Source organism: Ruegeria sp. F5 (genome assembly GCF_056533845.1).
The window spans coordinates 12,349-32,548 of record NZ_JBQFOU010000015.1 but is presented as its reverse complement, the minus strand read 5'-3'; the positions used below and the strand labels follow the sequence as shown (position 1 = coordinate 32,548).

Annotated in this window: 16 protein-coding genes; 11 read left to right on the top strand and 5 right to left on the bottom strand. The window is 62.1% G+C overall.

Annotated features, from left to right (window positions below):
* Nucleotides 1–240: 240 nt before the first annotated feature.
* Nucleotides 241–1,746, top strand: coding sequence for a PepSY-associated TM helix domain-containing protein (locus ACR0K1_RS19430; RefSeq protein ID WP_480851553.1), 1,506 nt, complete (start codon nucleotides 241–243; stop codon nucleotides 1,744–1,746).
* A gap of 2 nt (nucleotides 1,747–1,748) precedes the next feature.
* Here ACR0K1_RS19430 and ACR0K1_RS19425 read toward each other — a convergent pair whose 3' ends face one another.
* Nucleotides 1,749–3,182, bottom strand: a complete 1,434-nt coding sequence (locus ACR0K1_RS19425; RefSeq protein ID WP_480851552.1) for a lipopolysaccharide biosynthesis protein — start codon at nucleotides 3,180–3,182, stop codon at nucleotides 1,749–1,751.
* A 505-nt stretch (nucleotides 3,183–3,687) separates the two neighbouring features.
* Here ACR0K1_RS19425 and ACR0K1_RS19420 point away from each other — a divergent pair.
* The 6 genes from ACR0K1_RS19420 (at nucleotide 3,688) to ACR0K1_RS19395 (ending at nucleotide 10,359) form a co-directional block, all read left to right on the top strand.
* Nucleotides 3,688–4,605, top strand: a complete 918-nt coding sequence (locus ACR0K1_RS19420) for a glycosyltransferase family 2 protein (protein WP_480851550.1) — start codon at nucleotides 3,688–3,690, stop codon at nucleotides 4,603–4,605.
* A 13-nt stretch (nucleotides 4,606–4,618) separates the two neighbouring features.
* On the top strand, nucleotides 4,619–5,581 hold the full coding sequence (locus ACR0K1_RS19415; protein WP_480851549.1) for a lysylphosphatidylglycerol synthase transmembrane domain-containing protein: 963 nt from the start codon (nucleotides 4,619–4,621) through the stop codon (nucleotides 5,579–5,581).
* Nucleotides 5,578–7,017, top strand: a complete 1,440-nt coding sequence (locus ACR0K1_RS19410; protein ID WP_480851548.1) for a protoporphyrinogen/coproporphyrinogen oxidase — start codon at nucleotides 5,578–5,580, stop codon at nucleotides 7,015–7,017. Before ACR0K1_RS19415 ends, ACR0K1_RS19410 begins: the two co-directional genes overlap by 4 nt.
* A 2-nt stretch (nucleotides 7,018–7,019) precedes the next feature.
* Nucleotides 7,020–7,763 carry a polysaccharide deacetylase family protein gene (locus ACR0K1_RS19405; RefSeq protein WP_480851547.1) on the top strand — a complete coding sequence of 248 codons (744 nt, stop codon included), beginning with the start codon at nucleotides 7,020–7,022 and terminating at the stop codon, nucleotides 7,761–7,763.
* Nucleotides 7,764–7,839: 76 nt separating this feature from the next.
* Entirely contained in the window at nucleotides 7,840–8,811 is a 972-nt protein-coding gene (locus ACR0K1_RS19400) for an NAD-dependent epimerase/dehydratase family protein (RefSeq protein WP_480851546.1), read from the top strand.
* Nucleotides 8,812–8,829: 18 nt separating this feature from the next.
* A complete protein-coding gene (locus ACR0K1_RS19395) occupies nucleotides 8,830–10,359 on the top strand; it encodes a GMC oxidoreductase (protein WP_480851544.1) in 1,530 nt (509 codons plus the stop codon).
* On the opposite strand, the gene ACR0K1_RS19390 is transcribed toward ACR0K1_RS19395, so the two are convergent.
* Together ACR0K1_RS19390 and ACR0K1_RS19385 are read right to left on the bottom strand one after the other, a co-directional pair.
* Nucleotides 10,356–11,453: a formylglycine-generating enzyme family protein gene (locus ACR0K1_RS19390; protein WP_480851542.1), complete on the bottom strand. Its 1,098-nt coding sequence runs from the start codon at nucleotides 11,451–11,453 to the stop codon at nucleotides 10,356–10,358. The two genes, ACR0K1_RS19395 and ACR0K1_RS19390, sit on opposite strands and share 4 nt — an antisense overlap.
* Nucleotides 11,450–12,730: a glycosyltransferase family 4 protein gene (locus tag ACR0K1_RS19385; RefSeq protein ID WP_480851541.1), complete on the bottom strand. Its 1,281-nt coding sequence runs from the start codon at nucleotides 12,728–12,730 to the stop codon at nucleotides 11,450–11,452. Before ACR0K1_RS19385 ends, ACR0K1_RS19390 begins: the two co-directional genes overlap by 4 nt.
* A 240-nt stretch (nucleotides 12,731–12,970) precedes the next feature.
* On the opposite strand from ACR0K1_RS19385, the gene ACR0K1_RS19380 reads away from it, so the two are divergent.
* Nucleotides 12,971–14,113, top strand: coding sequence for a glycosyltransferase family 4 protein (locus ACR0K1_RS19380; RefSeq protein WP_480851540.1), 1,143 nt, complete (start codon nucleotides 12,971–12,973; stop codon nucleotides 14,111–14,113).
* A gap of 7 nt (nucleotides 14,114–14,120) precedes the next feature.
* Here the strand turns inward: ACR0K1_RS19380 and ACR0K1_RS19375 are convergent, their stop codons facing one another.
* Nucleotides 14,121–15,041, bottom strand: a complete 921-nt coding sequence (locus tag ACR0K1_RS19375; protein ID WP_480851538.1) for a glycosyltransferase family 2 protein — start codon at nucleotides 15,039–15,041, stop codon at nucleotides 14,121–14,123.
* A complete protein-coding gene (locus ACR0K1_RS19370; protein WP_480851536.1) occupies nucleotides 15,041–16,093 on the bottom strand; it encodes a Gfo/Idh/MocA family protein in 1,053 nt (350 codons plus the stop codon). Before ACR0K1_RS19370 ends, ACR0K1_RS19375 begins: the two co-directional genes overlap by 1 nt.
* A 160-nt stretch (nucleotides 16,094–16,253) precedes the next feature.
* Between ACR0K1_RS19370 and ACR0K1_RS19365 the strand changes: the two genes are divergently transcribed.
* The 3 genes from ACR0K1_RS19365 (at nucleotide 16,254) to ACR0K1_RS19355 (ending at nucleotide 20,150) form a co-directional block, all read left to right on the top strand.
* Complete coding sequence (locus tag ACR0K1_RS19365; RefSeq protein WP_480851535.1) at nucleotides 16,254–17,339, top strand: NAD-dependent epimerase/dehydratase family protein; 1,086 nt, start codon at nucleotides 16,254–16,256, stop codon at nucleotides 17,337–17,339.
* Nucleotides 17,340–17,383: 44 nt separating this feature from the next.
* Nucleotides 17,384–18,559, top strand: a complete 1,176-nt coding sequence (locus ACR0K1_RS19360) for a glycosyltransferase family 4 protein (RefSeq protein WP_480851533.1) — start codon at nucleotides 17,384–17,386, stop codon at nucleotides 18,557–18,559.
* Between the two features lie 220 nt (nucleotides 18,560–18,779).
* Complete coding sequence (locus ACR0K1_RS19355; protein ID WP_480851531.1) at nucleotides 18,780–20,150, top strand: nucleotide sugar dehydrogenase; 1,371 nt, start codon at nucleotides 18,780–18,782, stop codon at nucleotides 20,148–20,150.
* Nucleotides 20,151–20,200: the final 50 nt, after the last annotated feature.

Genomic DNA, 20,200 nt, shown 5'->3' with positions numbered 1-20,200 from the left:
CATCTACGAATGCCGGTTACACACCGCCGGCTCGGTCACGCTTATACCATCCTGTGCCATTGCAGATTCGCGCAACAGTCAATCGGCAGAAATGTTTTAGAATGCAGTGTGCTTGCCGCCACAGAACCGGTCTAAATCCCCGGGGCATGACACCGGATGCAGCCTGCGTTATTGCGTCCTTCTTTTCGACCCAATTAATTGCGTTACTATCACCCGAATCCATTGGCCGATTGTGTTCCCATGACTCGTAAAATCCGTAACCAGTTATTCCGGCTTCACACCTGGATAGGGTTATATCTTTCCGTCTTTTTCACATTCATGTTTCTGACTGGCACATTGCTTGTGGCCGGGTTCGAGCTTGAATCCATAGGTCGGCCCGCGATCTGGACCTCTGCCGCGGAAGACGAGCGTACAGCAAGCTTCGGCGACATCTACGAGGGGATCAAAACCGCCCACCCCGAAGGCGATGCCTTCGTGATCCTCAAACGCCCCGCGCCGTGGTTTGTGGACCGTACGTTCGGGCGTTCGGGATGGGGAGAACGCGTAAGCTACTGGACGGACCCCACCACAGGTGCCGTCGTCTATGAGACAGGCGATCCGGGGTTCGCCAGCATTCTTGCGGGTCTTCACGATACGTTTCTGACCGACAGCAGAATTGTGTTCATTCTTTTCAGCGCAACGTCGATCCTGCTGCTGTTTCAGATGGTCAGCGGGCTGATCACCTACCGGCGGTTCTGGAAAGGGTTTTTCAGATGGCCCAGCAGCGCGGGCGGGCTCCGGTCATGGGCCGGGGGGGCCCATCGGCTGACGGCTTTGTGGACATTGCCGCTGGTTCTTGTGATTGCCATCACCAGTTTCTACTTCCTGCTGGGCGGTTTGGGGATCGAAGGGGAAAGACTGAAATTTCCACCCCCCGCCCCGCGTGAAACCGCCCTGCCCGAAGGGTTTGGCGGGACCCTTATCGACCAGGCCGAAGCCAATGCGCGCGACGCCCTGCCCGGCCTTGAGCCGAACATCCTGGTCATTCCCGGCGGCAAGGGGGGCGCTTTGAAATTCGGCGGCCCGCATCCGGATTTTTCCGAACTGCGCGGAGGCAGCACCGTCGCCGTGGATCCGCTGACGCTTGAGGTTCTTGGTGTCCACACGCCGGATGACCTGAAGGGGCTGGGCACATTGGAACTGTTGATGGAACTGCTGCATTACGGGCTTTGGGGCGGCGCGTTTTCAATGGCGCTCTGGATTGTTCTGGGGCTTGTGGCCACGGGTTTGGCCTTTACCGGCTCACTTATCTATGCGGCCCGTCTGGCCCCTGCGACCCCGGCGCAGGGTTCTGTCAGGCGCATCTGGCGCGGGATGGGCGTTCTGCGCTGGATCTATCCGCTGCTCCTGCTGGGCATGCTTTCCGTCATATATTGGCGTGTGAATCCGGATGCCTATATACCGTCGCGCGTGCACCCGGTTGATGCCAAAGGCGCGGTGGCACAGCTGATCCTGCATGAACCGTTAAGGCGCGATACCCCGATCGAGATCGAACTGCAGGTCGGCGCAGCGGATGTCGATGCGGCTTCGGTCGAGGTCAACGGCGCTGCGGCCCAACCGGTTGATCTGACCCGAAACGGAGACAAAGCTCTGGGCCGTTTCGGATTTGATCCGCTGGAGGCGGGAAACGAAGTTATCGCTTACCTGAAAAAGCAGGATGGCGAAGAACAGAAAATCACGTTCCGAATGGGCAGCCCCATCTGGTGAGATCATACCCGGGCGGCCAGCGCCTTGAGCACTGCGAACCTGCCTCGCATCGTCACAAAGGCGAGGCAGGTGTAAATCACCACACCCGTCAGGATGCCTACGGTCAGACGCATAATGTTTGCCTGATTGCCCAAAAGCGCCAGGCATCCCGCAACGCCCGCCGCCATGATCCCCGCCGAGATCAGGGGCAGGGCATGCAGCGACGCCAGCCTGAGCGCAGGCTGCCCCGAGATCGTTGCCAGATTGGCGAATTTGAACGGCCACATGAACAGAAAGACCGCGATAAAGGCCGCCGTCACAACCGGCACGCCGTAGGGGGCGGCGACCGTGATCGCAATGGCGGCCAGCACCACCTCAATCCACGACAACACCGCCAGCCTGCCCGGCTGACCTGACGCCAGGCAGAATGTCTGCTGCACCCTTTCGGTGCAGAGATACATTCCGAATACGGACATCAGGCTCAGAACCGGGGCTGCCGGAATCCATTTCTGGCCAAACAACAGAACCAGCACCGGTTCCGACAGAACCGCCAATCCGGCAAAGGCCGGAAAGGTCACGAACCCGGTCAGGCGCATGACATCCAAAAGCATCTCGGACGCCTTGCCGCCCCCGCGCGTCACCGCCGCAAAAGCGGGCTGCGAGACCATGCGCAACGGCGTGATGGTCAGGAACGACGCCGTTTCCACAACCCGCCAGGCAATCGCATAATACCCGGCTGAGACCGGACCCAGCATCGCCCCGATGAGAACCGCAGGCGATTGCACCGCCACTAGTTCGGCCGCCCGCAGCCCGATGATGCGGTGGCTGAAATGCAGAACCTGCCGGATCTGATGCCCCGAGACGTGGAAACTCGGTCGCCACGAGACGGCCCCCCAGGCCATCACGATATTGGTGGCGGTCATTGCCACCCGCTGGCCGACCAGGCTCCAGACCCCGTAGCCCGCAAGGGCCATTCCGATCCCGACCGCCCCGCCAACGATGGCACCAAGCACCGCGCGCAAGGCGAGAACGCGAAACCGCATCTCGCGCCGCAACAGCGCCACCGGCACCGCCGTGAGCGAGATCATCAGCACCGTTGGCGATAACCCGATCAGCAATTGCCCGGCAACCGGCTCGTCATAAAACCCCGAGACCGGCCCAGAACCCAGAATAATCAGCACGGTCAGGCCAGCCCCCAGAAGCGCCAGCAGCCAAAAGACCGAGTTCAGCCGTTCGGGCGTCAGCGTGTCATGGGTCAGCAAAATCTCGGATATGGTTTCGCGGACCAGAAATTCGGAAAACAGGACAAAGGCGGCGGCCATTGCCACCAGGCCAAAGGCCTCGGCCCCAAGCAAGCGCGCAAGGATGGCAATGATTATGAAATTGAATGCCTGCTCGGCCCAGACGCCAACGGACATCCATGCAACGCCGCTGGTGAAACGCCGCCCCCGTGACATCAAAATCCTTCCCACTGCCCTACTGCCACACGAAACCGCCGGCATTCTGGGGTGTAGCGTATCGGTTTAGAGACAACACTGTCGAGACGCCTGCCAATGTCCCGGTCACGCGCCTGTGCCGCAACTCAGAGCAACCCGGTGAATTCGGGATCAAACCGGCGCTTCAGCCCTGATAAGAGCCGATTTGGAAACATTCACTCTGCGGCGTACTGGGCCTCAGACATCCGAACATTCTGGAAAACCCGGTGTTGCGCTGCCGCACAGGCGCAGAGACGGTTGAAAGCATTGAAATACAAGGCAGGATGACAGTTTGTGGGCGGCGTGTACAACAAGACGCCGGAAAGATCGAATTTGGTCAAAATTATTGTCTATATTCAGCCTGTCTGTGTTTGAATACTATGGGCGGCAGAGGGAATTGAGCCCGTCGCGCCCGGAACGATCACACATGCCACGCGGATGAGGCCGGGTAGAATACATATTAAGTACGTAAAGGGTTTCCATTTTCATGAACAAGGTTGCCGAGCAGATCACCCCGGACAACACCACAACCGGTGCGCCGGATACATCGGGCATGAGCCTGAGCGTGGTCATTCCTGCCTATAACGAAGAAAACGCCGTCCGGGGCACGGTCGAAGATGTGCGCGCCCATCTGGAACCGCTGGGCATTCCCTACGAGATCATCGTGGTGGACGATGCCAGTCAGGACAACACCCGCGCCGAGGCCGAGGCCAGCGGGGCAACCGTCACCTTCAACGATGTCAACTCCGGCTATGGGGCCAGCCTCAAGCGCGGGGTGCGGATGGCGCAACATGAATATGTGGCTATTCTGGACGCTGACAGCACCTATCCCGCGCGTTACCTGCCGGGCATGCTGGCCATGTGCCGGGATCAGGACATGGTGGTGGGCGACCGGGGGGCGGCGATGAAGAACGTGCCGCTGCTGCGCAAACCGGCCAAGAAGTTTTTGTTCGCCTTCGCCTCGTTCCTGGCCGAGCGCAAGATCAACGATCTGAACTCGGGCCTGCGGGTGTTCCGCAAATCCGAGCTGATCCCGTTCCTGCCGCTGCTGCCGCAGAATTTCTCGTTCACCACCACGATCACGCTGTGCATGACCTCGAACGGCAAGCGGATGATCTATACGCCGATCGAATACGGCAAGCGGGTGGGCAAATCGAAAATCCGGCCGATCGATTTCCTGAACTTCATCATCCTGATCCTGCGCATCAGCACGCTGTTCAATCCGCTGCGGGTGTTCATCCCGCTGGGTCTGGCGTTCTTCACATTGGGCACGGTGAAATTCATTATCGACATGTTCTACTGGAACCTCAGCGAAACGGCGGTGTTCTCGTTTCTGGCGGCGATCATGATCTGGTCGTTGGGGCTGATCGCCGACATGATCTCGCGGCTGCATCTCAGACCGTGAGGCGAGCGGCAGAATGCTCTCTGACCCAAATCAACGACGCTGGCTGATCCGGGTTGCCGGATCGGCTCTGGTGCTGGCGGTCCTGTTCTGGATTCTGCCCGCCGAGGCCATCGTGGCGGCGCTGAAGGCTATCCCGATCTGGGTATTTGCCTGCGTGCTGGTCCTGTTCCTGTTGGCTCATGTGGGTGCGGCGCTGAAATGGTGGCTGCTGCTGGGGCGCGGGTTTGCCGCCCCGCTGGCCATCCGGGCGCATTTTGCCGGGCTGGCGGCCAACCTGTGCCTGCCGGGGGCCATCGGCGGCGATACAGTGCGCGCCGGTCTGGCGCAGGCGGCGATGAAGGACGGCGCGCAGGTTGTTGCGGGCGCAACTGTTGACCGGCTGATCGATATGGTGGCGCTGCTGACCCTGTCCTGCCTTGGTCTGGTCCTGACATGGGAAAGTGCCGAGGGCAGGCATGCAATCTGGCCGGTAGCGCTGGTCCTGCTGGCGGCGCTGGCGGGGATGGTCGCGCTACCGCGCCTGCTGCCCCTGCCCTGGCGCTATATCCCGTCGCTGCCCGGCAAAGGCTTTGCCCATCGTCTGGCCGATGCGCTGGCCGGGATGGGGCGCAAGCCCGGTGCGCTGGCCGTGGCCTTCATCGCCTCGGTGCTGATCCAGCTGGTGCTGGTCCTGCTGGCCTGGTGGCTGGCCATTGCGGCAGGTGTCGATGTGGCAGTAGGCCCGTGGATTTTCGCCTGGCCGCTGGCCAAGATCATCGCGGTGTTGCCGGTATCCCTGAACGGGCTGGGCCTGCGCGAAGCGACGCTGGCTGGCTTTCTGGCCCCTTTCGGCGCCAGCGCGCCCGCGGTGGTGGCCGCGGGGCTGGTCTGGCAGGTTGTGTTGTTTACAGCGGGCGGGTTTGGCGCGCTGGTTTTGACCATGTCCGGAATGCGGTTCAGCGCCCCGGCTAGTTCCCAAAAGGAAGAGTGCAAGTGACGGATGTTTCCCGACCCAATGGCGGTAACACGCCTGAAATCATCATACTGGGGGCTGGCCCTGCCGGTCTGGCCGCCGCCCATGCCCTGACCGGGCAGGCCAAGGTGACCGTGATTGAACGCGCGCCCATTGCCGGGGGCAATTCGGCCTCGTTCCCGGTTGAGGGCGTAATCTGCGATTATGGCTCGCATCGGTTTCACCCGGCGGCGGAACCGGAGGTGCTGGCCGATGTGAAGACGCTGCTGGGCGACGATCTGCTGCTGCGTCCGCGCCACGGGCGTATCCGGCTGGGCGGCAAGTGGATTCACTTCCCGCTGAAACTGACCGATGCGCTAATGCGCCTGCCCAAACCCTTTGCCGCGTCGCTGATCGGGGACATGGCGCTGAAACCCTTCCGCAAGAAAAGCGCTGGCCCCGAGACATTCTCGACCGTGCTTTATGACGGGCTAGGGCCGACGATCTCGGACAACTTCTATTTCCCATATGTGCGCAAGCTCTGGGGTCTGGATCCGGACAAGCTGGCGGTGAAACTGGCCGAGCGTCGGGTCGGCAGCGGCTCGGTCGGCAAGATCCTGATGAAGATGCTGCGCCTGCTGCCGGGGCTGCGCAGCGAAACCGCGGGGCGGTTCTTTTATCCGCGCAAAGGGTTCGGGCAAATCTCGGACGCGATGCGGGACAGTGCAGAAGCCAACGGGGCCACCTTCCTGTTCAACACCGAAATCACCGCCATCGAGCGGGACGGCAACCGCATCACCGGCCTGACGATCCGCGACTGTGACAGCGAGCGCCACCTGACCGGCGACCTGATCCTGTCGACCATCCCGTTAACCGGGCTGACGCGCCTGATCGGCGACCCTCCGGCAGAAGTGGTCGAGGCCGCCCGCGCCATTCGGTTCCGGGGTATGATCCTGCTGTATCTGGTGCTGGAGACCGACCAGTTCACCGAGTTCGATGCGCATTATTTCCCGGAACTGTCGATCCCGATCAGCCGCATGTCGGAGCCCAAGAACTATAACGCCAGCGGTGCGCCAGAGGGCGTCACCGTGCTGTGCGCCGAACTGCCCTGCGATCCGGATGAAAAATGGTGGTCCATGTCCGATGAGGAACTGGGGCAGGAATTCACCAAATGGCTGGGGCAACTGGGCCTGCCCGTAACCGTGCCGGTGCGCCGCTGCGAAACCCGGCGGCTGAGCCATGCCTATCCGGTCTACGATGTGGGCTATGAAGAGCGGTTCGATACCGTCGATCAGTGGCTCTCAGATCTGGACGGATTGCTCGTATTTGGACGGCAGGGGCTGTTTGCCCATGACAATACCCACCATGCCTTTGCGATGGCCTATGGCGCGGCGGATTGCATCGACGGCAAGGGCCATGTCGACCGCGCGAAATGGAATAAGTATCGCGAGGTCTTTGCCACCCATGTGGTGGAAGACTGACCATGCCCGCCTGGCAGGCCGATATCCTGATGTATCATTCGATCTCGGATGCGCCGGGGCCGACTTCGATTGCGCCCGACATCTTCGCCGCGCAGATGCAGGCTCTGGCCGAGTCAAACCTGCCGGTGGTGACACCGGATGCGCTGGCCAGCCCGCCTGCGCCCCGCGTGGTCATCATCAGCTTCGATGACGGGTTTGAAGATTTCGCCGACACCGCCTGGCCCATCCTGCGCGATCATGGCTTCTGCCCGATCGTCTATCTGCCCTCGGGCCTGATGGGCGGCAGCGACAGTTGGGCCGGGGGCAACATCCCCGCCCGCCCGCTGATGGGCTGGGACCGGGTCGAGGCGCTGGCCGGTGAAGGTGTTCAGTTTGGCGCACACAGCATCAGCCATGCCGACCTGTCCTCGCTGGACCTCGAGACGCTGGAGGAAGAGGTGACCGGATCGGGCCAGGACATCACCGCCCGGCTGGGCCAGCCGGTCCGGCATTTCGCCCCGCCCTATGGCGCGTCAAACCACCGGGTGCTCAGGCAGATTGCGCAGTATTACGATACCTCGGTCGGCACAAGGCTGGGCGTGGCCGGTCCGCAGGATGACATCTACGACCTGCCCCGGCTCGAGATGTTCTATTTCAACGACCTCACCCGCTGGCAGGCGCATCTGGCCGGGCGCGGCGGGCCTTACCTGACAGCGCGCAAAGTGATGCGCGGAGTGCGGGCGATGGTGCGGGGAAAATCATGGTAGGCACATCGGACTCTGTCCTTGGCTGTGGCCGGGGCGTCTGTGAAATTGGTTCTTGGAAAGTGACTGGTACAAACACATGCATATTCTGATTACCGGCGGAGCCGGGTTCATAGGGTCCCATCTGACGGAACGGCTGATCAGTGAAGGGCATCGGGTCACGATCCTTGACGATCTGTCGACCGGGCTGATGTCCAATCTGGCCTCTGTCGCGGACCACCCGGACTTCACCTTTGTCAAAGGCAGTATTCTGGATCGCCAACTGGTGGCTGATCTGGTTGCCCCGGCGGATGTGGTGTTTCATCTGGCCGCCGCTGTGGGCGTCAAGCTGATCATGGACGAGCCCAGCCGCTCGATCCTGACCAATGTGGCAGGCACCGAGAATGTGCTGGATGCGGCGCTGGTCAACAAGACGCATACCTTCATCGCCTCAAGTTCCGAGGTTTACGGCAAAAGCACCAATTTCCCGTTTCAGGAAGAGGGCGACCTGACCATTGGCGCCACCCGCAACCTGCGCTGGTCCTATGCCTGCGCCAAGACGCTGGACGAGTTTCTGGCGCTGGCCCATGCGCGCGAATCCAACCTGCCGGTCACGGTTCTGCGCTTCTTCAACACCACCGGCCCGCGCCAGACCGGGCGCTATGGCATGGTGCTGCCGAATTTCGTCAAATCCGCGCTGGAAGGCGCACCGCTGATGGTCCACGGCACGGGTGAGCAATCGCGCTGTTTCGGCCATGTGGCCGACGTGGTCGAGGCCATGTGCCGCCTGATGACCCTGTCTGATGCACTCGGTGACGTGTTCAATGTCGGCACCGATCAGGAGGTCACGATCCGGCAACTGGCCGAACAGGTGATCCGCACAACCGGGTCCAGTTCGGAAATCCAATGCGTGCCGTATGACACAGTTTACCCTGAAGGGTTCGAGGATATGCAGCGCCGGTTGCCCGATGTCTCGAAACTGGAACGCGTCACCGGGTTCCGCCCGATGCGGTCGCTGCAGCAGATCATCGACGACATTGTCGCCGAGATGAAACGGCCGGTTTCCGCGTGACCGGCGGGGCCCTGTCCCGTGACTGATCTGGTAATCGGATCGGGCCCGTCGGGCGTATCCGTGGCCACGGCGCTTCTGAACCGGGGCCGTCAGGTTCTGATGCTGGACGGGGGCCGCAGGCTGGAGGCCCCGGCGCAGGACCGCCGAGAAAAGCTGGCCGCTTCGGACCCCGATATCTGGACCGCTGGTGATGTGCAGGGCTGGCAGGCCCCGCAATTCGAAACGCCACCCGGGCAGGTGCGCCGCTTCGGGTCGGATTTCGCCATGGTGCCGGGGGACGAAACGCTGGTGTCGCCGGATCGGATCGGGCTGCGCGCCTCGCACGCCGCCGGTGGGTTGTCCAACCTTTGGGGCTCGGCGGTTTTGCCCAACCGCGCTGCGGACATCACCGACTGGCCCCTGATGACCGGGGATCTGGCCCCGCATTACCGCGCTGTCGCGCAGTTTCTTCCGATCAGCGGGCGGCAGGATGCCTTGCAGGATCTGCTCCCCGCCCTGTCGATGCAGGACCGGGTACCGCTGATCCCGTCGGCACAGGCGCAGCAAATATTGCAGCGACTGGAGCAGCAGAAAGCCGGCCTGTCGGAGCTTGGCGCCCATGCCGGGCTGGCCCGTCTGGCCGTGGAACCCGACTGCCAGTATTGCGGTCAGTGCCTGCATGGATGCCCATGGGGATACATCTATTCCGCCCGGAAAACGCTGGACGCGTTGCGCCACCACGCGGGTTTTCAATACCGCACCGGCCTTGCCCGCCGGTTCGAAGAACAATCGGGCCACGTCACGGTGACGCTGGAGGATGGCGAGACCCTGCAAGCAACACGCATCTTTGTGGCTGCAGGCGTTCTGGAAACGGCGCGTCTGCTTCTGACATCCTCACCCGACCCGTCCGCCGGTCTGCAATTGCAGGACAGCCAGCATTTCTTTCTGCCCAGCCTGCACCGCTGGCGCACGCCGCGCCGTCCGGATCGCAGGCCCTATCACACCCTGCCGCAGATTTTCATCGAGCTGGACGACCCCGAGATTTCACCCCATCTGGTGCACGCGCAGGTCTATACCTGGAACGAGTTCTACGCCCATGACCTGATCAGCAGCTACGGCGCGAAACTGCCGGGATCGGCCCCTTTATGGCGAATGCTGGCACGGCGGCTGATCGTGGCGCAGGCCTTTATGCACTCGGCCCATTCCGCCCGGATCGATCTGACGCTGGCCGCGGATGGGCGGCTTGTTCCGGCAGTGCAGAGTAATGACGAAACCGAACAGGTCATGGCCCGCGCCACGGCACGCATGGCGCAGGTCCTGAAACTGGCGGGGCTTACACCGCTAAGCTTCGCCCGCCGTCCGGGCGGTGTGGGGTCCAGCTTTCACGTCGGCGGCTCGGTCCCCATGGCCAAGGCGCCCGGTGCGGGGCAATCCGACATCCTTGGGCGACCGCATGGTCTGTCACGGGTACATCTTGTCGATGCCTCGAGCCTGCCCAGCATTCCGGCCACAACCATCACCTTTTCGGTCATGGCCAACGCGCATCGGATTGGAACGCTGGCACCCTAGTCCAGTTCCCGGACAAGACGAAAGACATGCCCATAGCCACGATTGTAATGATGTGGTCCGACACGAAACCCGGAGCGGCTCTGCCAGTCCTGTGAATACGATCCTCCACCCCGCATGGCCCGGAATTCACATTCGTCCTGCACATAGGCAGAGCCGTCGATCCTCACCGGGTCATGATAGGATTCATAACAATCCTCGACCCATTCGAAGCCGTTGCCATGCATGTCATAAAGCCCGAAATCATTGGGCGGATGCAGGCCCACCGGGGCCATCGTGCGCTCGGGCCAGATGGTAGAGCAATTGATGCAGACGGCGTTGTCTTTCCCAACCTCATTGCCCCATGGAAACCGCGTCACGGATCCGGCCCGGGCGGCGTATTCCCATTCCGCGTCGGTTGGCAGGCGATAGGTGTGCCCTGTCTTGACGCTCAGATAAGCGGCATAGGCTTTTGCATCGCTCCATTCGGTCGGCGTCATGGGCTGGTCGTCGCGATAGCCAGGCTCCACTTCAGGAAAATACGGCTCACGCCCGGTGATCGCGAACCAGTCGGGATCTTCCTGCGCCTGTTTCCATTGCCCATACGTGATCTCATAGCGGGAAAAGGCCAACGGGCGCGGGATACGAGCCAGACGTCTCGGGCCTTCCCGGTTGGCATGTTTCAGCTGTTTCCGAAGGGGGCGGTAAATAAACAGATGCACATAACGCCCCTTTTCAAAGATCGGAGAGCCAAGCAGGAAATAGCCTGCCGGAACCTCGACCAGTTCGGGGCAGTCTGCACAATCCCGGAAAACACGGCCGGGTGTGATCAGATGATATCCGGGCTGGCGCAATGGCAGCACCTGGGCCGTTACAAAAAGCGCGGCCTGCTGCAGACGTGACAGATCGGGTTCGGGCAGGCGTTCGTGATCTTCCGTCGCGCGCATGGCGAACTCGAGATCCCGCAGCGCCGTATTCGCCGTCACGACCAGCCAGAGGAAGCCGATCAGGATCACAAAGACCACCAGCACCCCGGACAGCATGATCCGGAACAACCCCAACACCCATCGGGCAACCCGCCCGGAAAATGAGCTTTTTGGCCTTTTGTCAGAGCTCATTGGATCGCCCGTCCTGATCTGGCGGGGGGTTGATGCGTGGCCCCGCGCTCAAACGCTCCGGCCTCAAGCGCCCGGGCCAGCGCGTGATCGCCCTTGTCATGCGCCGCACGGGCCAGCGCGGCCCCATAGGCTTCGAGCACCGAGGACTCGTGCCAGATGTCCAGAAACGCGTCGCGCGCAGCTGTCCCCTGCCCTTCGCGCCGGTCGGGTTGATGCTGCAGGTCGCGCATTGCGGTGATCAGGTCGTCCTCGGTTTCAAACAGCGACCCGCCACCTGCGCGCTCGACGATTTCAGGGAAGGGTCCCAGCCGCCGGGCAATGACGGGCGTGCCCAGCCGGAAGCTTTCGATCAAGATGATGCCGAAAGTCTCGTAACACACGGACGGTACGATCAGACCGATGGCACCTCGGTAATAGGCGTTGAGTTCCTCAAGCGTTTTGCGGCCCAGGAACTTGATCCGGTCATTGCCTGCGGCCTGTTGTTTCAACTCATCCGCATAGTCGCCATCGCCGAGGATCAGCAGATCGGCATCGGGATAGCGGTCAAAGGCCGGGAACACGTCCTGCAGTCCTTTGATCTTTTCCAGCCGCCCGACAAACAGGAAATACGGGCGCTCATGCGCCGCCGGTTCCGGCAGGGCGCTCTGGTCCAGATCGGGCAGGAAATAGGGTAGCACCTGCATGTCCTGACGCAGGCCGAATTCGCGATGCTTGGCGCGGCTGAATTCGCTTTTGGCGATGATCAGATCCATGTGATCCAGCGCCCGGTCCAGCGCCCCGGTATAGCGCCACAGCTGCGGCGGGCGCTTATAGTTCAGCACACAGCGCAGGCATTGGCGGTCGTCGCACAGCTCGCGCCCGTGCCGCCACAGCACATGGGTGGGGCAGACCAACCAATGCTCATGCGCTTCATAAACCTTCAGCCCCTCGCCCATCGGCAACAGGCCCGGCCCGCCGATCAGCGAGGTGTTGTTGTGCCAGATGATATCCGGTTGCCGTTCGTCCAGAATCTGACGAATACGGCCCGCATGCACCACCGGGCGGCCAAGCTGCTGGGTCAGCAGGTTCGACATCATGCCGTTGCGGCTGCGCAGACCGATCCGCCGCACGCCGTCAGGCTCGCCCTCGGGCTGGGGTTTGCCGCCGAGGATCAGATAGCTGTCTTCGTCATGCACCACCGTTACGTCATGGCCCCGTGCCACCAACGCGCGGGCCATGCGCTGAATGCCCACGGCATCGCCACCAAAGGAATAGGGCGGGTAAAATGTGGTGAACATCAAAATGCGCAAAGACTGCATACGAATTGTACCGGGCTACTAATAACTGTCCGGTATGAAACACGATCCCTGCGACAATCGAAAGCCACAAGCTATGCGGGCCGCCGGTTGGCACCCGGTGTTGCGGACATGCTGCAAACGGATGCGGGTTGCGGCAGGCCGTGATCACGGCATGGGCAAACAAGGCGCGCATGGTATGATCAGGACATAGTTCAGAAATTTGGCCCGAACCCGCTTCAGATGCAGACCGATCCCCCCTCAGACCCTCTTCACGTTGTCGAAATGGGCACCCAGTTCGGGATGGGCGGCATCACCCGGCATATCCTTGGGCTGAGCGATTGGCTGCAGGCGCGCAACCACCGCATCACGCTGGCGGGCACCGCCGATATCTGGGGCGGACCTGATCAGCAGCCGGATTTCCTGGACCTGCCCACCCGCTATGTCGCGGGCGATGGCGGCAGCATCGTCAACCGGCTGCGCCATACGGCAAGTGCCGCCTGGCGGTTACGGCGCTGGCTGGCGGACAATCCCGCCGATCTGATCCATTGCCATGAATCCGCCCCCGCCCTGGTCGCCAACCTGGCCCGCACCGGGCGGCGCATTCCGGTGGCTGTCACCTATCATGGGTCCGAGCCCGAGCGGATCGCCGCATTCGGCCGGATTGCCGCAAAATGCGATCTGGTGATCACGCCCAGCCACCGCTCGGCCGAGGATCTGGCCACCATCGGGAATGTCCCGCGGGACAAGCTGAAGGTGATCGGTCTGGGCGTCTCGCCTCCACCTGACGACAGTGCGGAAGAGATTGCCGCGCTGCGGGCCGAACTGCTTGGGAGTGGCGACCGGCTGATTGTCACGCTGGCCCGCCTGCTGCCGCAAAAGGGGATCGACATCCTGATCGACTGCGTCGCGCGGATGAAAGAGACCCACCCCAGCTATCGCTTCGCCGTTGCCGGAGACGGGCCGGACGAGGCGCAATTACACGCGCTGGCGCGTGACAAGGGGCTTGGCGAGCACCTGCAATTCATTGGCCGCACCGACAAGCCGATCCGGCTGTTGCGGGCGGCGGACCTGTTCCTGCTGACCTCACGGTGGGAGGCGCTGCCCTTTACCATTGCCGAGGCGTTTCAGGCCGGAACCCCAGCCGTGGCCACCGCCTGTTCCGGCGTGGTCGAACTGATCGACGACAGTGTCGGCGCGGTGGTCACAATCGGCGATATCAATGCGATCTGCACGGCTGTGGCGGATGTTCTGTCAGACGAAGGCCGTCGGCAAACACTGGCTGATAACGCGCTGCAACGCAGCCGCGAGGATCGGTTCGACCCGGATTGGGTGCATCGCCAGTTCGAAAAAACCTATTACAATCTGGCGAGCCGCCAGAGGTGACAACAGATCAGGGGCGTTTGGTGATGTAGCCCCAGACCTCGCCCAGGGTCCACGCCGTCGATAGCAGCATGACGTAAGGAAGCGCCTTGAGATAGCGCATGCCCCGCCCCTTGCTGGCCTGCAGCTTGTAGTGACGCACCCAGAGCAGCGGCGGGATCAGCGGACCGGCCAGGATCAGCATCAGGCGCTTCGCGTTGCTTTGATTGCGCACCCGGATTTCACCGAAAAGGCGGCCCCAGTCAAACCGTTCGGGCAGCAATTCGCGGAAGGTTGCCTTGGGGCGGTGATGATGCACGACCACCTCGTTCGACAGCCACAGCTGCTCCCCCTGTTCGATCAGATACCAGTGCACGATCGGCTCGTGATAGCGGTCCTTCCACAGGTGCTGCGTTTCATCCAGCGCCTTGCGGCTATAGGTCAGGTTCACGTCCGAGACCCAGTCGGCGGGGCCGGTGTCGAACGGTCGCCCGTAGCGGCCAAAATCGGTGACATAGAAGGCCCAGTTCAGCGGGCTGACCGGCTCCATGCATTCGATCGCACCGCCGATCACGTTCTTGCCAGTCTCTGCGTAAAGCCGCACGATGGTGCGCGCCCAGTCGGATTGCGGCAGGCCGCGGTCTTCGAGAATACCGATGATGTCACCGGTGGCCGCAGCCAAACCTGCCGAGCGGCGGCGGTCGTAAAGTTCGTGCTTGCCCGCCTCGGACGTGATCGGGCGGATCGGCTCGATCACGCCAAGGTCCAGAAACCGCACCTCGGGGTAATCCTCGGCGTATTGGGCAACATCGGCGACGCTGGCGTCATAGGGAATGATCACATCCAGCGGCGGCGGGTCGTCGAAACTGCGCACGGCTTCCAAAAAATCCCGCACATAGCTGCCGCCTTGCACGATGGTCAGAACGATGGAAAGGGTCGGATCGCTGCTCATCAGATTTTCATGTCCCCAAGATTTTCCAGAATGACCGGCTGGCTGCTGCGCGTGCTTTCCGGCACGGCGGCGGCGATTTCGACCGCGCGCAGGCCCGCATGGCCATCGGCGCAGTTCAAGCCGGTTTCACCACGGGTCAGCCGGATGAAATCGGCCAGCTCTTCGCCAAAGGACTGAATTGCCGTCGATTTCCAGGATTTCAGTTTCTCGCGCACCATGATTTCCGGGTAGAACTTGCGCACTTTCTTGGGCGCACCACCCGGCTTGTCCATGGTGATGACAAGGTTCTGCATCGGCGCATAAGCCCCGCGCACCATGCCGCGCGCGCCGTAGACCTCGATCACGCTTTGATAGCCTTTCCAGTCGTTCCAGCAGGCCTGATAGATCGCCGGAATGCCGTCGGGGTTCTTGAAAATCGCCACCGCGTTATCCTCGGACCCCGGCACGTTCCAGACTTTGTTGGTGGCCACGCCGTAAACGCTGGTGATCTCACCCAGAATGAAACGGGCCATGTCGGTCATGTGAATACCCACATCCCACAGGGCACCACCGCCTGAGAATTCAGCCTGATATTCCCAGTCATGGGTGAAATGGCCCAGCCCGTCATGGCCGCCATAGACGCGGACATGATCGATCTCTCCGATCTCGCCGGATGCCGCGACCTCTTTGACATGCGCGAAGGACGGGTAGTAGCGCATGTTGAACCCGGCCCCCAGAGCCTTGCCCGCCTTTTTTGCCGCATCAACGATCCGCCTTGCGCCCTCGACCGTCGGGGCTAGCGGCTTTTCGGTCAGCACGTGCAGCCCTTCGTCAAAGGCGCGCACGCACAGCGGTTCGCGCACATGGGCGGGGGTCGAGATCACCACCGCATCCATCGGCGTGGCAAAGAACCGGTCGAGATCGGTAAAGGCCGGGGCCCCGTCTGCCACGGCCACAGCCCGGTGAAATTCCAGATCCAGAGCCGCCGCCAATTCGGCGTCAGGCGACTCGTGAATGTTCTGAACCCGCATCTGGCCGATCTTTCCGGCCGCCCCGATCACACCGATCTTCATAAATTTCCTCTTTAACAATCACGGGTGCGCAACTGGGTTACACCCGGCATCTCTAACAACAATTCATCTGCAAGCGGAGTAGCATAGGCTCTGCCTCCACGCTAGGTTTCTGACAGACAGCGCTTGCCAAAACAGCGGAATCGAAGAGGGGCCCAAAACCGTGAATGTCGCCGGATCGGAACACCTGAAGGGCAAGTCCGTCTTCGTGACCGGGGCGACCGGCTTTATCGGCAAACGGCTTGTCCCCGCCCTGCTGGACTCTGGTGCCCAGGTCACCGCCCTGCTGCGCAGCCGCCACGGCGCGCGCGCGCTTGAGGCGATGGGCGCGCAAGTGATGACGGGGGCGCTTGGCGACAGGGGCGCGATGGAAGCCGCCCTGCGCAATCAGGACGTGCTGTTTCATCTGGCCTATGACATGCGCGCGCCTGCAGCCGAAAACCTTGGTGCATTCGATGCGCTCAGACAAGCTGGTGAGGCCGCAGGGGTCGGGCGGATCATCCATATCAGTTCCATCGTTGTCTATGACGGCTGGCCACAGGAGAACCTGACCGAGGAAAGCGCCCTGTCCCAGACCGGGGGCACACCGTACAGCCGAGCCAAAATGGCAATGGAACAGGCTCTGATACAGGGGAATTGCCCGGTGGCGATCTTGCAACCGACGCTGGTTTATGGTCCCGGCAGCATGCTGTGGACCGACCGGCTGGCCGATTGGATGGCGGCAGGCAGCGTGGTGTTGCCGGACCCCGAAGGGCAGTGCAACGCGGTCTTCGTCGACGATCTGGTTCAGGCCATGCTGAGCGCCGCCGTGCTGCAGGGGTTGGGGCAAGAGCGGTTCATCATCTCGGGTGCGACCCCTTTTTCCTGGTCGGATTTGCTGACCGGCTATGCGGGCATCATCGGCAAGGGCACGGTTCGCCATGCGCCAATCGCCGACCTTGCGGCCCAGCTGCCGCAGGAGGAACCCGGTGAGATCCCCGACACACCGCCGCTGGCCGCCCGGATCAGCGCCGCCGCGCGGGGCTGGATTGGCCGGGAACGGTTCGAAACTCTGGTGCAAATGGTCAAACGACGGCTGCCGCAGCAGGATGAGGTTTACCCGGATCGCTATATGCTGGACCTGTTTTCGACCACCGGTCAGTGTCGGATCGACCATGCGCGGGCCAGACTGGGCTATGCCCCGGAATATGACCTAGAGGCCGGGCTGGCCGCCACCCGCGACTATCTGCGCGCACGACACAGAAAATAGTTTGTTTGTAATCAGTTACCACATGTTATCAGGGATAAAGACATTTGACCCATATCGCCATTGACGCCACCCCCTGGGACAACGAACGCGGCTTTGGCCGGTTCACCCGCAATCTGGTCGCCGCTCTGGCCGCCCGCGATACCGGCTTTCGCTATACGCTTCTGTTCGATCAGGAACCAACGCGGCCCGTGCCCGATGGGGTCGAAATCCGCATTGCAGGGTCTGAATTGTCGATGTCCGAGGCCTCATCCGGGGCCAAGGCCCGGGCCGGGGTCGATCTGCTGACAATGGCCAAGGCGGCACGGCGCATCGACTGCGATGTCTTCTTTTATCCGGCGGTGTATTCCTATTTCCCCCTGCCCGCCCGACGCCCGACGGTGGTGTGCTATCACGACACGATCCCGGAACGCTTTCCCGATCTGATCTTTCCCAAAAAACTGAACTTCCGTCTGTGGCAGGCCAAATGCTGGCTGGCCAAGATGCAGGCAACGCGGGTGATGACGATCTCAGAGGCCTCGGCCAACGACCTGACGCGTATCCTGCACATTCCCCGCGACCGGATCGACACAATCACCGAAGGGGCTGAAGCCATTTTCCGGTCGAATGACGACAATTCGGCTCTAATACAGGCCAGACAGGCCTATGGCATCCCGCCCGACGCACCGCTGCTGGTCTATCTGGGCGGGTTCAACCGGCACAAGAACGTGCTGCGGCTGATCGAGGCGATGCCTGAAATCCTGGCAAAGGTGCCGGACACACGTCTGGCCATTGTCGGGCGCACCACCGGCGCACGGTTCTGGGACAATATCGAAGACCTCAAAGCCAGCGCCGCCGCCGATGCGGCCCGGTCTGAAAGCATCGTCTTCACCGGCGAGATTGATGACCCGGAACTGGCCGCCCTGCTCAACGCTGCCGATGCGCTGGTCTTCCCCTCGCTCTGGGAGGGGTTCGGCCTGCCCGCGCTCGAGGCGATGTCCTGCGGCACGCCGGTTCTGTCCTCGGATCGCGGCAGCCTGCCGGAAGTGGTGGGCGATGGCGGGCTGTATTTCGACCCTCTGTCCAGCCAGGCGCTTGCCGATCAGGCCATCCGCCTGCTGAGCGAGCCGGGCCTGCAAAGCGATCTGGCGCAAAAGGCGCTGGCACAGGCCGCCGGCTTTAGCTGGGACAAGGGCGCGGAACTGGCCGAGGCGTCGTTCCGGCAGGCGTTGCGCTCGAAATGATAAAAATTTGCCCGGTTTCGGTTTGTCGGAAACCCCTCAACAATGCTGCCATGACCCAAAAATTGAGCCCTTTTGGGAAACAGGGTACTGCAGTCTCGAACCGGGCAGACAAATATGTTGGATTCGCACCCGTTCCGCCCTATCCGTGGATGAGGTCGGAAATTTCGGCGGCCATACCGCGAATTGATTTCAGTCTGACTTTGTACGATCAGGATAGATTATGAACTACGAAACCTCGCACCATCAGACCCTCAGACAGCTTATCGCGGCGCGCGACGCGCGGGTGGCTGTGGTGGGGCTGGGCTATGTCGGCCTGCCACTGGCGCTGACGGCTTATGATGAGGGGTTCGACACCACCGGCGTTGATCTGAACCCCGACCGGGTGGCGCGGATCAATCAGGGTGCTCAGGTCATCTCGTATCTGGCATCCGACCGGATCGCGCAGGCAGTGGACAGCGGCAGGTTCCGCGCCACGCAGGATGCCGCCGCACTGGCCGAGGCCGATGTCATCCTGATCTGCGTGCCGACCCCGCTGACCGAGGCCCAAGACCCGGACATGCGCTTTGTCACCGCCGCTGCGCAGACGATCGCGCAGCATCTGCGCCCGGGTCAGATGGTGGTGCTGGAAAGCAGCGTCTGGCCCGGTGCCACGACAACCTTGGTGCAACCCATCCTTGAAGAGGGCGGTCTGCGCGCGGGCGGTGATTTCTTTCTGGCGTTTTCGCCAGAGCGCGAAGACCCCGGCAATGACAAGTTCGACACGCACAGCATCCCGAAAGTGGTCGGTGCCGACGATCCGCTGTCGCTGCAACTGGTCGAGGATTTCTACCGCGCCATCGTCACCAGTGCCGTACCCGTCAGCTCGGCCGCCACGGCCGAGGCTGTCAAACTGGTCGAAAACAGCTTTCGCACCGTCAATATCGCGCTGGTCAACGAATTGAAGACCGCGCTCGAAGCAATGGATGTAGACGTCTGGGAAGTGATCGAAGCTGCGGCCACCAAGCCCTTTGGCTTCATGCCCTTTTATCCCGGCCCCGGCATTGGCGGGGCCTGCATTCCGGTGTCGCCCGCCTATCTGGCCTGGCGCGCGGCAGATGCAGGGTCGGACACACCGATCATCAATCTGGCCCGGTCCAGCAACGATGCCGTACCATCGACTCTGGCCGCCCGCATGGCTGCGGAACTGGCCGCGCGCAACGGATCGGCTTTGGCGGAGACCGGACAACCCCTGACCGGGCAGCGCATCCTGCTGATGGGTATCGCCTATAAGCGCGATGTCGAGGACACCCGCCGCAGCCCCGCGCTGGTGCTGCTGGAGGAGTTGGAGAAGCTGGGGGCCGAAGTCGATTATCACGATCCGTACTTCCCAAGCCTGCCCGAAGGCGGCGAATTCCCCCAGCTTGCGGGCCGGTCCTCTGAACCGCTGACAGCCGAGACCCTGAAGCGCTATGCTGCGGTGGCCGTCATCACCGATCACAGCGCCCCGGATTACGATCTGGTCGCGCGCGAGGCGGCACTGGTCTTCGATACGCGCAATGTCTTTGAAAAAGCGGGGATTACCGTGGCGGGGGACAGGCTCGTCAAGCTCTGAACAGGTCAGACCCGCGCAATACGTTCGGCATTTTCAGAACAGATACAAGG